The 12,828-nt window shown below is 54.4% G+C and carries 10 protein-coding genes; 6 read left to right on the top strand and 4 right to left on the bottom strand.

Features of this window, described 5'->3' with window-relative positions; genetic code table 11:
- Nucleotides 1-6 precede the first annotated feature (6 nt).
- The 3 genes from BUE18_RS25415 to BUE18_RS25405 all read left to right on the top strand — a co-directional run bounded on the left by BUE18_RS25415 (nucleotide 7) and on the right by BUE18_RS25405 (nucleotide 3,926).
- Nucleotides 7-534, top strand: coding sequence for a carboxymuconolactone decarboxylase family protein (locus tag BUE18_RS25415; RefSeq protein ID WP_073478950.1), 528 nt, complete (start codon nucleotides 7-9; stop codon nucleotides 532-534).
- Nucleotides 535-888: 354 nt separating this feature from the next.
- Nucleotides 889-2,325: a pyridoxal phosphate-dependent decarboxylase family protein gene (locus BUE18_RS25410; protein WP_073478949.1), complete on the top strand. Its 1,437-nt coding sequence runs from the start codon at nucleotides 889-891 to the stop codon at nucleotides 2,323-2,325.
- A gap of 236 nt (nucleotides 2,326-2,561) precedes the next feature.
- Nucleotides 2,562-3,926: a sodium/glutamate symporter family protein gene (locus BUE18_RS25405; RefSeq protein WP_073478948.1), complete on the top strand. Its 1,365-nt coding sequence runs from the start codon at nucleotides 2,562-2,564 to the stop codon at nucleotides 3,924-3,926.
- 8 nt (nucleotides 3,927-3,934) lie between these two features.
- On the opposite strand, the gene BUE18_RS25400 is transcribed toward BUE18_RS25405, so the two are convergent.
- The 3 genes from BUE18_RS25400 to BUE18_RS25390 all read right to left on the bottom strand — a co-directional run bounded on the left by BUE18_RS25400 (nucleotide 3,935) and on the right by BUE18_RS25390 (nucleotide 6,321).
- A complete protein-coding gene (locus BUE18_RS25400) occupies nucleotides 3,935-4,678 on the bottom strand; it encodes a sulfite exporter TauE/SafE family protein (protein WP_073478947.1) in 744 nt (247 codons plus the stop codon).
- Nucleotides 4,679-4,712: 34 nt separating this feature from the next.
- Complete coding sequence (locus BUE18_RS25395) at nucleotides 4,713-5,111, bottom strand: PaaI family thioesterase (RefSeq protein WP_073478946.1); 399 nt, start codon at nucleotides 5,109-5,111, stop codon at nucleotides 4,713-4,715.
- 349 nt (nucleotides 5,112-5,460) lie between these two features.
- Complete coding sequence (locus BUE18_RS25390; RefSeq protein WP_073478945.1) at nucleotides 5,461-6,321, bottom strand: enoyl-CoA hydratase/isomerase family protein; 861 nt, start codon at nucleotides 6,319-6,321, stop codon at nucleotides 5,461-5,463.
- 151 nt (nucleotides 6,322-6,472) lie between these two features.
- On the opposite strand from BUE18_RS25390, the gene BUE18_RS25385 reads away from it, so the two are divergent.
- Nucleotides 6,473-6,946: a winged helix-turn-helix transcriptional regulator gene (locus BUE18_RS25385; RefSeq protein WP_073478962.1), complete on the top strand. Its 474-nt coding sequence runs from the start codon at nucleotides 6,473-6,475 to the stop codon at nucleotides 6,944-6,946.
- 12 nt (nucleotides 6,947-6,958) lie between these two features.
- On the top strand, nucleotides 6,959-8,146 hold the full coding sequence (locus BUE18_RS25380; protein WP_073478944.1) for a heparan-alpha-glucosaminide N-acetyltransferase domain-containing protein: 1,188 nt from the start codon (nucleotides 6,959-6,961) through the stop codon (nucleotides 8,144-8,146).
- A gap of 477 nt (nucleotides 8,147-8,623) precedes the next feature.
- Here the strand turns inward: BUE18_RS25380 and BUE18_RS25370 are convergent, their stop codons facing one another.
- The gene (locus BUE18_RS25370) at nucleotides 8,624-9,457 is read right to left on the bottom strand and encodes an alpha/beta hydrolase (RefSeq protein WP_073478942.1); all 834 of its coding nucleotides are present in this window, start codon (nucleotides 9,455-9,457) and stop codon (nucleotides 8,624-8,626) included.
- 182 nt (nucleotides 9,458-9,639) lie between these two features.
- Between BUE18_RS25370 and BUE18_RS25365 the strand changes: the two genes are divergently transcribed.
- On the top strand, nucleotides 9,640-12,489 hold the full coding sequence (locus BUE18_RS25365) for a hybrid sensor histidine kinase/response regulator (RefSeq protein WP_073478941.1): 2,850 nt from the start codon (nucleotides 9,640-9,642) through the stop codon (nucleotides 12,487-12,489).
- Nucleotides 12,490-12,828 lie beyond the last annotated feature (339 nt).

Below are 12,828 nucleotides of genomic sequence, written 5' to 3'. Positions count from 1 at the left end.
CAAGACATGCCTTTACTCAAGACCGTCAAACCGGAGGAAGCAACGGGAGTCACCAAGGAAGCCTATTCCATCTTTGAAAACATGGGCGCCCCGGTGGCCCTGCCCATGCAGATGATGAGCATCAGCCCCTTTTTTGTGGAAGCCCAGGGAAACGGCCTGAAGTATTACATCTCCCATCCCAGCCTGAAATTCCCCCTGCTGGCCCATATCCGCATGCTGGTGGCCTACAACGAGGGATACGAGTATTGCATTGCGTTGAATGAAGGCATGCTCAAAATGCTGGGCGGCCTCTCCCAGGAGGACGTCGACGCGGTCAAGGCCGACCCCTCCAAGGCCAAACTGGACGACAAGGACAAGGCCATGCTCCTATACGTGCTTAAAGTGACCCAGGACCCGGCCATGTCCTCGGCGGAAGACATCGCGGCCCTGAAGGATATGGGCTGGTCCGAACAGGACATCTTTGAAGCGGTCCAGCACGGACTGGGCATGATCACCGCCGGCATGGCCTTTAAAATCTTCAAAATGTCCGAATAGCCCGCCAATTTTTTTTCATGATGCAAACGCCCTCCCTGGAATAGCGCCCGGGAGGGCGTTTTGCATAATTCTTCAGATTATTAAGCTCGACGATTTTTAGGTTATTGCGTCATGGTGTTTTTAGGTAATTCGGCTGGGCCTGTGCAGGCGCACGTAAGGGTTTAAAACAGCCTCCCTAAGCCTTGCCGGAAATAATTGCAGCAAAATCCGCCTTGTGGTATTTCTTACTCTTGAAATGCAAGCCAACCAAATGGCATGGGGTCAAATCTACGTTTGACGTTTGAGCCCTTTGGGAAGTCAAACGTCAAACGTAGATTTGACCCCATCAGCCCCCATCATCCATGGAGGGATTCTATGAAGCTGCCTGAAAAGGGATTGCCTGAGGACAAAATCTTTGAAGCCTTGCAGGACTTTCGGAAAAACGACGTCAAGTGGAAGGACGGCCGGGTTTTTGGATACGTCTTTGATCCGGGCGCGGAAGTGCAGCATACGGCCAAGCAGGCTTACAACGAGTTCCTTTCGGAAAACGGGCTGGATTTCACCGTGTTCCAGAGCCTGCAACGGCTGGAAAAGGAGCTTGCCGCCTTCGGCGCCCAGCACTTGCGGGGCGGAGATCAGGCGGTGGGCAACTTCACCAGCGGAGGCACGGAAAGCATCATCCTGGCGGTCAAGGCGGCCCGGGATTATTACCGGGAGGAATGGCCTGGCCTTACAGCCCCGGAAATCATTCTGCCCACCACGGCCCACGCCGCTTTCTATAAAGCCGCCCATTACCTGAATCTTAAGGTGCTCCAGGTTCCCGTAAATCCCCGGACCTACCAAGTAGACCCGGAAACGGTCTGGCAAACGATTACTGATGAAACTATCATGCTGGTGGGCTCGGCGCCCACCTATTCCCAGGGCGTCATCGATCCCATCGAGGAACTGGGAAAAATCGCCCTGGAAAAGGATTTATGGCTCCATACGGACGCGTGCATGGGCGGGTTTTTGCTGCCCTATTTCAAGCGACTGGGAGAGCCTGTGCCGGATTTCGACTTTTCCGTACCCGGCGTTTCGTCCATGTCCATGGACCTCCACAAATACGCCTATTGCCCCAAAGGCGCTTCCCTGGTCATGTACAGGGACAAATCCTTGCGCAAGCATCAGATCTTCGCCTGCGCGGAATGGATCGGCTACACCATCATCAATAACGCGGTGCAAAGCTCCAAATCCGGCGGCCCCATGGCCGCAGCCTGGGCCGTGCTGAATCGCATCGGGGATCAGGGGTATTTGGAAATCGCCCGGAAAAAGCTGGAAGCCGTCAAGAAAATCACGGCTGGCATTCCCAAGATCAAGGACCTGCGGCTGTTGGCCCAACCCCAGATGACGCTCATCGCCTTCACTTCCGACTCCGTCAACGTTTTCCACATTATCGACGAGATGAACTCCCGGGGATGGTACATCCAGCCGGCCCTGTCCTACGACAACTGCCCGGCGCACATCCATCTTTCCGTGTCCGCCTCCAACGTGGGGTGGGAGGACAAGCTCCTGGAAGACCTGGAGGAATGCACGGCCATCGCCGCCGGCATGCCGGAAGGCGAGCTTGTAACCTCCCTGCGGCCCATGCTTCAGGACCTGGATTTGTCCCAGGCCACGGACGAGGATATCAACGGGCTTTTGGCCATGGCCGGCCTGGAGGGCGAGGGTTTGCCGGATCGCATGGCGGAAATCAACGGGGTCTTGAACCTGCTGCCGGCCCCGGCCCGAAAAAAAATCCTGGTGAGCTTTGTAAACGACCTGTTCGTACAGTAGTTGCGGCTGAAAGGCTATGGGTGCATTTGGGCCTTGTTCCTGAGGGTTTCAGCAGGACTATTATCACTTGAAAATCAATTGATTTCAGATAGTTCCATATGCATTCCCACGCGAAGCATGGGAGCGAGGAACAGGGGGAGCGTCTGCCTCTTACCTTGTGCGTGGGAACGATCGGCTGAGATGAGACCAATATAAAACGCCCCCCTGCCCTTTAACCAACGGAGTAAGAGACGCCTATGAACGCGCCCTTTGAGTTTGACTCCATGCTGGTTTTCGCCTGGCTTTCCTTTTTTCTGATCATGGGCCTTTATTTACGGGCCAGAGTCGCCTTTATCCAGAGGTTCCTGTTCCCAAGCTGCCTTGTGGGGGGATTCGCAGGGCTCATCGCCATGCAGACCGGATTGTTGAACATAGAAACCGGCGCGCTGGAAAACTTCGGGTATCATTTTTTTAACGTGTCGTTCATCTCCGTGGGACTTACCCGAAACGACGCGGAGGACGAAACCGGGGCGAAAATCGCCGGCGTAAAAGGCCCGGCCTGGATGGCTTTGATCCAAGGCATGACCTTTCCTTTACAGGCGGTGATCGGCGGCCTGTTCGTCCTGATTTTCGGCGCATTGGGCTTTGAGCTATTCAGCACATTCGGCTTTTTGGTTCCTCTGGGGTTTAACGAAGGCCCGGGCCAGGCTCTGTCCATTGGCAAGGCCTGGGAGGCGGTGGGGTTCGCCAACGGCGCCACTATCGGCCTGACCTTCGCCGCCGTCGGGTATTTTTTTTCCTTTTTCGTGGGCGTCCCCCTGGTGAACTACGGCATGCGCAAGGGACGGGCTTTTCACGGAGGAGAAAACCTCAGCCAGGACTGCGTATTGGGCGTTTTCTCCCCAGGCGTGGATTGCGAAAACGCAGGCAAACTGACCATCCACTCGGGCAACGCGGAAACCATGGCCTTTCAGGCGGCCCTGATCGGCGTGGTGTACGGACTGACCTACGCTTTCATCCGAACGGCTGCCTCTTTTTTACCGCCGGACGTGGGCGCCATTTTATGGGGCTTTTTCTTCTTTTTCGGCCTGGGCGCGGCCCTGGTATTGAAAAAAATTATGTCCCTGGCCGGACTGGGCCACATTGCCGACCCGGGGGTTCAGCGCCGGATCACAGGCTGGTCCGTGGATTATTTGATCGTGGCCACGGTCATGGCCATCCAATTAAAAGTGGTCTGGGAGTACATTTTGCCCATCGCCGCCATATCCATCGCCGTGGGGCTGAGCACGACCCTGGTCATAATCTGGTTCGGCAGGCGGGTTCCGGGCTATTCCCTGGAGCGCACGGCCGCCATCTTCGGCACGGTGACGGGCACGGTATCCTGCGGCCTGTTGCTGCTGCGCATTGTAGACCCGGAGTTCCGCACACCCGTGGCTTATGAAATCGCCGTGATGAACGCTTTCGCCCTGCCCATTGTGGGAGGGGGAACGGTTCTGGTAAACGCCCCCTTGTGGTGGGGCTGGAGCGTGTGGCAGACCATGCTGGTCTTTGTAGGAGTAATGGCGGTTTCATTGATTTTGTTATTGATGTTGGGCCTGGTGGGAAAAAAGGCGGCGGATTGACGATCGTGTCAAAATGTGATGGACGCCCCCGCGCCCAGGAGCAGGACAAACACCAGGATGGTGAAGGCGTATTCGTTAATCCAAGCGTGCAGCTTTTCCCCGATCACAATTCCCAATAGAATCATGGGGAGCAAAAGCAGATTGTGAGTCAGCGTGACGTCCGTGACCCTCCCGGAAACAAGATAATAGACGGTGAGCATCAGATTCAGGATGGTCCACAGGGCCGCCAGGGTGCTCCTGAAAGACGCCTTGGGCATGTTCAGGCGGCTGAGGGCGTAAATCAAAAACGGCCCGCCGGACGCGTAAATCCCATGCACCACGCCTGCCGCGGCCGTAAACCCGTTAAAACCCAAGACCCCCAAAGGCCGGACCTTGGCTCTGCTCCTCAGCCTGATCCACAATTCCCGGCTTGAGAGCAGCACCACGAACACTCCGAAAATCTTTTTCAACAAAACCCCTTCCGTCAGGCTGAACAAGGCCATGCCAATCAGAAGGCCCGCGCCCATGGCCGGCAGAATCCGCCGAAGCAAAACCGGCTTGTCGATAAACCGGCGGTGACGCGTTGTAAGATAGGCGTTTAAAAACAGATCCAGTGGCACCAGAATGGGCAGCAAAAACGGGATGGGATACAGATGAGAGCCCAGGGTGACGGCGATGATGGTGGAGCCGAACCCGGAAAAAGTCTGCACCGTGTAGGAAAGCAGGACGATTCCCGCCAGGATGAATAATGAGGGCTCGATGGATTCCAGCATAAGGCTCCGTTCCTGAAAACAGAGGGAGATTCTTTCAAAACATGGGAATCAGGCTTTTGGTGATCTTCGCCGTCGCGATGATTTTTTCGCCCAGGGTGACTTTGGTCTGCAAAAAGCAAATGCTCCTGCCCCTTTTAATCACCTCGGATTTGAACCGGATTTCATCGCCCAGCATGGCCGAACGCATGACGGAAACCTGAATGTCATGGGTCACGGCTTCGGTATCGTCGTCCAACAGGCTTAAAAGCCCTGCATAAGCGCATACATCCGACAGAGTGTAGATAATTCCGCCGTGCAGTGTGCCCTGGGGATTGATGACGTTTTTATTGATCGTCAGGATGATCTCGCCGCATCCGTTTTCGGATTGGATGTCCGTGACGCCCAAAAATACGTGCAACGGATTGGAAATGACTTCCCGCAGTCTTTTACTCACGTTGATTCTTCCTTTTTTTCGGGGAATGGGGTCAGGTCTACGTTTGACGTTTGAGGCGTTTTTGGGGTTTCAAACGTCAAACGTAGACCTGCCCCCATAGTACATCGGGAAGAAAAACAAAGCAAACCAAAGCGGCGCGAAATGTCATGGACGGAGAAATCCCAACAGCAGCCGTTCAGGTTATTTCAGAACGATTTCGTATAGATAGGATGCTCATCTCCCCTTTTTGCGAGATATATTGAATATCTTTCATATCGGGGAATGGGGTCAAATCTACGTTTGACGTTTGAGGCGTTTTTGGAGACTTCAAACGTCAAACGTAGATTTGACCCCATAGTAGTACTTTAAGCTATTCCGCCCAGAAGTTTTTGGAGAGACTTCGGCGGGTTTGCCACAGGTTGTTCTTTTCCGAAAAGCCGGCGATCCCCTTGCCTTGGTCTGCGTCCTGAACCTCCCAAAGGCCGTTCACCGCCCCGCTAAGCCCTGCGGAAAGCATTTCAAAGCCCTGTGCCGTGTACAACTCGGTCTCGCAGCCGCGGTTGATGATGTACTTCAACTGGCGGCAGGCCTGCTGGTTTTTGGATCGCAGCACCTCCAGCAGCGCTTCCACTTCTACTTCCAGTTGATCGTTGGGGACGACCCGGTTCCACAGGTTCCAGTCCACGGCGCGTTGAGCGCTCATGATGGCGCCGATGATGTTGATTTCCTTGGTGCGGCGTTTGCCGATATACCTGGCCATGCGCGTGGTTCCGCCCCAGCCGGGAGTGATGCCGCTGTCCACCTCGGGCATGCCCCACCTGGCCCGCTCCGTGGCGATGACAAAATCGCAGGCCATGGTGATTTCCAGGCCGCCGCCCACGGCGTACCCGTCCACGGCGCTGATGGTCAGCTTGTCCAGCTCCTCGATGGCGTTGGCCATGTCCTGATAAATCCGAACCTTCCGCATAACGCCGTTAGCGCCCAGGGTGTATTGGCCTTCTTCGTCCTCCACCCACCGGAACATCTCCGTGATGTCGTCGCCGGCGCAAAATGTGCCGCCCGCCCCCTTGAAAACCACAAACTTGGTTTTGGTGGATCGTTTTACCGTCTCCACGGCCTCCACCAGCCGGTAGGAAAGCTCCATGCTCAAGGCGTTGTGCACCTCGGGCCGGTTCAGGGTAATGCGTGCGACGTCTCCGTCCATTTCCAGAATTAAAATGTCTTGACTCATTTTTCTTCTCCTTGGTTGGAATTTTTGAGGAATTGCGGCCGCGGATTTTACTTGCAAATAAAAAGTAAATTTATCCTGCCTTATTTTACTTGCTATTTGCAAGCATTTTTTTTATAATCACGAAAATTTTTTGGAAAGGATTGAAAATACTTTGAAAAAAAACAAAGATCACCGTACTTGCTCCGTGGGCAGGGTTTTGGAAATATTGGGGGATCGGTGGACTTTCATGATTTTGCGGGAGGCGTTTTTCGGGGTCCGCTATTACGATCAATTCCAGGCCAACCTGGGCATCGCCTCCAATATTTTGTCGGACCGTTTGAAATCCCTGGTCAAGAACGGAATTTTGAACAAGAAGAAGGACCCGGAGGACGCCAGGCGGGTGGTGTACCGTTTTTCGCAGAAGGGGGTGGAGTTGTATTCGGTCACTCTGGCTCTGATGCGTTGGGGGGACAAATGGCTTTCGGGCGAGGAAGGGCCGCCTTTGAGGCTGCACCACAAGACCTGCGGGCACGATTTGGAGCCCATGATGTGCTGCGCCCATTGCCGGGAGGAGATCCGGGCCTTTGACGTGAGCTACGAAAGCGGCCCGGGCCAGGATAAAAGCGAGGAAGAGGAGGCTGATTAGCCGGGGGGGAATTTGAGCAAACACGCCAACCAACGCCGGGCGGACTTTGAATTATTGGACCGGGATCCGGGCCTGGATTTTTTACGCGCCCTGTCCGTGGTGTGCATGACGGCCGCCCATTTTTCCTACCACCTGCCCCACCTGACCGCAGCAAGCAGGATCCTGCAGTTTTTTTTCGAGTTGGCCCCGCCGTTGTTCTTCTTCAGTTTCGGCATGACGTTCGACCGTTTTTTTTCCAAGGGTCCTGCCGAAATGCGGGTGCGCAGCCGCCGTTTTTTCTACCTGACCTTGTGCGTAAACCTTTTGTTTCATAGGCGATTGCTGGCGTCGGATTTTTTTTGGTTTTTGTGGTTCTGGCAGGCTGCGGCCGCCCTGGCCGAAAGTTTTGCCGGCGCCCTGACCCGGCTTTGGGGATTGATGACAGTCCTTATCGCCGCCGCCCTGTTTATCTTTCCGTTCACCTCGGTAAGCAACGTGTTCAGCCTGGGCATGCCAGGATCCTTTCCCCTAATCCCCTGGGGCGGGCTTGTTCTGGCGGGAATCGTCTTTTCCCGCTTGGGAGGGAAGCCGGCCAGGGACTTGCTGATCGGGGCCATTTTATTGTCCGCGGGATTAGGGTTGGGCCAGGCCGGGCGCCCGGAGGCATGGAGCAACCTGGCTTTAATTCGCTGGCCCATGTCCGGGCCGTATTTTTTAACCGGCCTGGGCTTTGTCATTTTTGTGACAAGCGCCGTCAGGCTTTGGGCTCCCGTCTATTATTCCCTGACGCGGATATCCAAGGCTTGTGAATACATTTCCAAAAACCTGCTGCTGTTCGTGGTGCTTCACTTCGCCGCATATGTGCCTGTGGTCCTGTTTATGGGAATTTTCGGCGGCATGGACCAGATCCGCGCACACCCTGGGCTGGACGCCGCATTCCTGCTTATTGGAGGCGCGGCCTCCGCAGCTGTGCTGGTTTTGATGGTTATGGCTGCAAAGGCTTTATGGCCGGCCGTAAAAAATGCCTGGCCTTTTAAAATGGCGAGAAAAAATTTTGATCTGACCGCGATCCTGATGATTGCCGCGGTAACGCTTTTCGGCGGAGATGCAACGCATGTTCCCACAGCCTGGACCTTCACCCTGACCGACGCCGCCATCTGGTTTATGATGTGGTATTTCGCCCTGGAAATGAAGCAGTCGTCTGATGAAGCCGGTCTATAAAGCCTCGCAAAAATCGATTAATGCCGAGTTGCGTTCCAACAAGCCGCCATATTCCAAGGCAAATCCATAATGAAGCTGGGTCCCGGCTTGCGGGGAGGTCCGAGAAAGCGGATCCCCCCTTGCCGGGATGACGATTTTTCGAGGTGGGCGAGAGTTTCGAGGGCGCTTGTTGCGCCCTTGGTTGGATTCCACGAAATTGCCAACGCCCTTGGGCGTCAAAAGCCTCCGTTTTCCGTCATCCCCGTGGAGGGAGGCGGCGGGATGATTGCGTTTGTTTTGCAATCATCGTGACGCACTCCTGGAAACGGGGACCCAGCGTCGTCCTAAAATCTTACCGAAGTAAATCATGAACGCCCGGAAAATGAGTAAAAGCCGCCCGAATGGATAAGTAACGTGGTATAACAGGCCCGTTCCACAATAAAAAAAGCGCCCAAGCCTTTTAAATAAAGGGCTGGGCGCTTAAAAACCAATATATTTTTACCCCACGCGTTTATCCAGCCATTCCAAAATGTCGGAAACCGGTTTTTCCCAGTTCAAGTCATTATGGGTTTCGTGGAAGTAGCCGTCGTATTCAATGCGCTTTTTATCGTCGATGGTTATCTTTTCGAAAAACTCCCTGCTGCATTTGGGATCCACCAAACGGTCGTCTCCGCCGTGAATAATGAGGATGGGCGTTTTCAAATCCCCAGCATGTTTACGCACCCATTTGATGGCGGAGCCCATTTCGGCGCCGAATCGGGCCGAGGCCAGGCTATGGACCATGGGATCCTTCTTGTAGTCCATGACCACTCTGGGGTCCCGGGAGATATCGTTGGCCTCCAGTTTGGAGTCCAGGGTGAAGCTGGGTATGACGTAGGAAATCAGCTTGCCGATCAGAAGCAGTATGGGGCTGACAGCGCCCTGGGTGAGTGCAGGGCCTGAGATGACTGCGCCGTCAATGCCGTCGGGCAGACGCAGAAGGAATTCCAGGGCGATAAGGCCGCCCAGGCTGTGTCCCATGAGGAACAGGGGCTTGTCCGGCTCTTTTTCCCGCACCAGTTGGAGAAAGGCGAAGACGTCGGTGCGGAAATCCTCCCAGTTGCTGATGTGACCCCGTTTTCCAAAGGATTTTCCATGCCCCCGGTTGTCAAAGCTGTATACGGCGTATCCCGCGGGGACCAGAACATCCACCACATTGGCGTATCTGCTGCTATGCTCTCCAAATCCATGGACAATGGCCAAAACCGCTTTGGCGTCCTGGTCCGGGCGCCAACGCTGGTAATACAGGTCCTGTCCCGGTCCTCTTTGAATAATTCCTTCCAAGTGTTCCATTATGCACCCCCGGACGAAAGCTGAGCTATTCCCCAAACATCATGGTATGGGCTTTGCATTGCCAATAATCGAGTTCTTGAAACTGACAAGACTTTCATCAAGCATCTATTGCACTTGCTCTGTCACGTCAAGGCGTAAATTTAAAACCAACTTGGGGTAAATCAATATAATAGTCTAAAAATATGGAAAATTCACATCCTGAAAAAAACATGCCCGGCGGCGCGATCCGAAGCGAGGAAATTCTTATCGCCCAACGGGATTTAAGCATAGCCCTGGCCGGCGCCGTCAATATTGACGAGGCTGCAGTCACCTGTCTGGATGCAGCGCTTAAGATTACGGGGCTGGACGCGGGCAGCGTCCATTTGATCGATCCCATCAAGGGGATACGGCTTGTCGCAAACAAAGGCCTTTCCCAAAGCTTTTTGAATGAATTGCTCCGGCTGGCCATGGATTCTGCGCAAATGCGCTTGATTCTGGATGGCGAACCCATTTACGCCAATGCAGGCTCCCCTCCCTGGAATCAGATCAAAGGCCTGGATGAGGAGCATCTGTCGGGCATGGGGCTTGTCCCCATTATGCATGGCGCCAAGGTGATCGCCTGCTTTGGGCTGGCTTCGCACAAACTCAAGGCTGTGCCCGCCGAAGCCCGCACGGCCATCGAACTTATAGCAACCACGGTGGGCAACGCCATCGCCAGGATTCAGGCGCAGGAAGCCCTGGTCGAGAGCGAGGAAAAATTCCGGTTTTTGGCGGAAAACCAAAAAGACGTGGTGCTTTCCGTTGGTTTGGACCGCACAATTCGCTACTGCAGTCCGGCCATCAGGGAATTCGCCGGATACGGGCGCGACGAGGTTGAAGGGCGGGACTTTTTGGATTTTGTCGTGGATGAAAGAAGCAGAAACTTTTTAGCTGACTATACTCCCGAGGAAGCCCAGAAACGAGACGCCCTGACCGTGGAGTTCTTGTTTCAGCCCAAAAACAGAGACCCGTTTTTTGTGGAAGTCGTGACCACGCGGCAGTTTGAGAACAACCGTGTGATCGCCCTGAACGCCATCATGCGGGATATTTCCAGACGCAAACGGGCCGAGCAATCGCTTGAAAACAACGAGAAGCAGCTTCGCTCCCTCATGGAGACCCCGGCCAATTTCGCCGTGTACCGCCTGCAATACGATCCGGAAAAACCGTTAAGCGTCTCCGTCGTCTTTGCCAGCCCTTCGTTAAAAACCATCTTCGGCATCGAAAATCCCATGGATTTCAACACATGGTGGGATATTATTCATGAAGACGACAGGGCCGCTTTTGCTCAGGGGATGCTTATCTCCATGACCCAAATGAGCTTTCAAAGGAGCGCCCGATATTGTCATCCCGATGGAAGCCGGAGCGGGTGGCTGAAGGTAATTGCCAGCAACACGTTTGACGACATGGGCAGGCCGGAATACACAAACGGCGTGGTGTTGGACATCACGGGCCGCATGGAAGCGGAAAGAAACCTGATCGAGTCCAAAAAGGAACTGGAGCAAAGCGAGGAAAAGTACCGCTTGCTGGTGGAAAACGCCAACGAGGCCATTGGAATCATTCAGCACAATAACCTGAAATTCCCCAATCAGGCCATGTGCAGCCTTTTGGGATATGCTGGAAATGAGACGGATTATGTTGACGTTTTTGAACAAATTCATCCCCTGGATAAAGGCCGGGCGCGGGACGCCTTTGAGCACTTGCTTGACTCCGAAGGGTCCCATAAATCCATCAGTCTTAGGGTTATTGCGCGTTCAGGCGCCACCAAATGGGCCACGGCCAACCTGGTCCGGATTAAATGGGAGGACGAGCCCGCGGTCATGGCCATAATCCGGGATGTGACCAATGAAAAGCACTTGGAAACCAAATTGCGGCAGGCCCAAAAAATGGAGGCAATCGGCACCCTTGCCGGAGGCATCGCCCATAATTTCAATAACCTTTTGAATATCATCATGGGCTTTACGGAACTGACCATGTCGGACATGAGGCCGAAAACAAGATCCAGGGAAAACCTGCAGCAAGTGCTGAACGCATCCGACAGGGCCAAAGACCTGGTCAGCCAAATCCTGACATTCTCCCGCCAGGACTCGATGGAGAAGTCGCCCATCAATTTAGGGCCTTTGGCCGCCGACGCCGTTAGATTGCTCCAGGCCACCCTGCCGGCGACAGTGGCGGTAAACTCCAAAATCCCTCCGGAGCCCTGCCCCATCAAAGGCAATAACACACAGATGAAGCAGCTTATCATGAATCTGGGAACCAACGCCGTCCAGGCCATGAACGGAAAAGGGGGGACCCTGTCCATTGTATTGGATAACGTGGAAGCGGAAGCCTGGGAATTGGAGATGGAGGCGCCGGGCCTGCTGATTCCGGCCATACGATTGATGGTCACGGATACGGGCCGCGGCATGGACGCCAAAACCCTGGCGCAGATTTTCGACCCTTATTTTACCACCCTGGAGCCCGGGCAAGGCACAGGGCTCGGCCTTTCGGTCGTCCACGGGATTGTAAAAGCCCATGGCGGATCTATTTCCGTGCGGAGCACGCCGGGCAAAGGGACATCCTTTACCGTGCTGTTTCCCAGGCTGGAGGACGCAATTATGGAGGCGCCCAAGAAACCATCCGTCGCCTTTGGAGACGGAGAGCGCGTGGTTTTCGTCGATGATGAACCTTCCATTGCAGAGTTGGGAAAAAACCTGCTGGAAAAGCTGCAATACAAGCCGGTCATATTTACCAGCCCCGTGAAAGCGTTGGAATATCTGCAAGAAGAGAGCGAGCCGGTCGACCTTTTGGTGACGGACCAGACCATGCCCATCATGACCGGCGAGGCGTTGATACAAAAGGTGCGGGCATTCGCTCCGGACCTTCCGGTGATCGCATGCACGGGGCACAGCGATTTTTTCGATCGCGCCAAGGCCGCAAAACTGGGAATCCAGGCCTTTTGCACCAAACCTTTGTCTTTGGTTCAGTTTTCCGAAACCGTGCGCAAGGTGCTGGACGAAGCCCAAGCCAACAAATAAATCATGCCATGGCGTCCATGGAGTGATTTAAAAAAAAAGCCCGCCTCCAGCGGGCCGCTTTCTTGTAAGAAAGCTCCGCAAAGAACCTCAAAATGGCGCTCCGCGCAAGGGTGTAATTAAGGTTTGTCATTTCCGAATGCCCTAATTTTTTTGGGCGCCCCTGGCAAAGCAGTATCCTGCCACTTCGTCGCAGCACAAAAGGCGCGACCCAAAATGATCCTCGAAGCCAAAATGCTTTGCGTCCCTTGGATGCATCGCTATTCCCATGTTTTGCCTGGGAACACAGACCTCCGCCTCATCCTTCATCCGCATATTCCTTACTGGGAACGAGGAAAAAAC

This window comes from Desulfatibacillum alkenivorans DSM 16219, assembly GCF_900142135.1.
Taxonomy (GTDB): domain Bacteria; phylum Desulfobacterota; class Desulfobacteria; order Desulfobacterales; family Desulfatibacillaceae; genus Desulfatibacillum; species Desulfatibacillum alkenivorans.
Note: the sequence above shows the minus strand (reverse complement) of the source record. Positions and strands in the feature narration are given on the sequence as shown.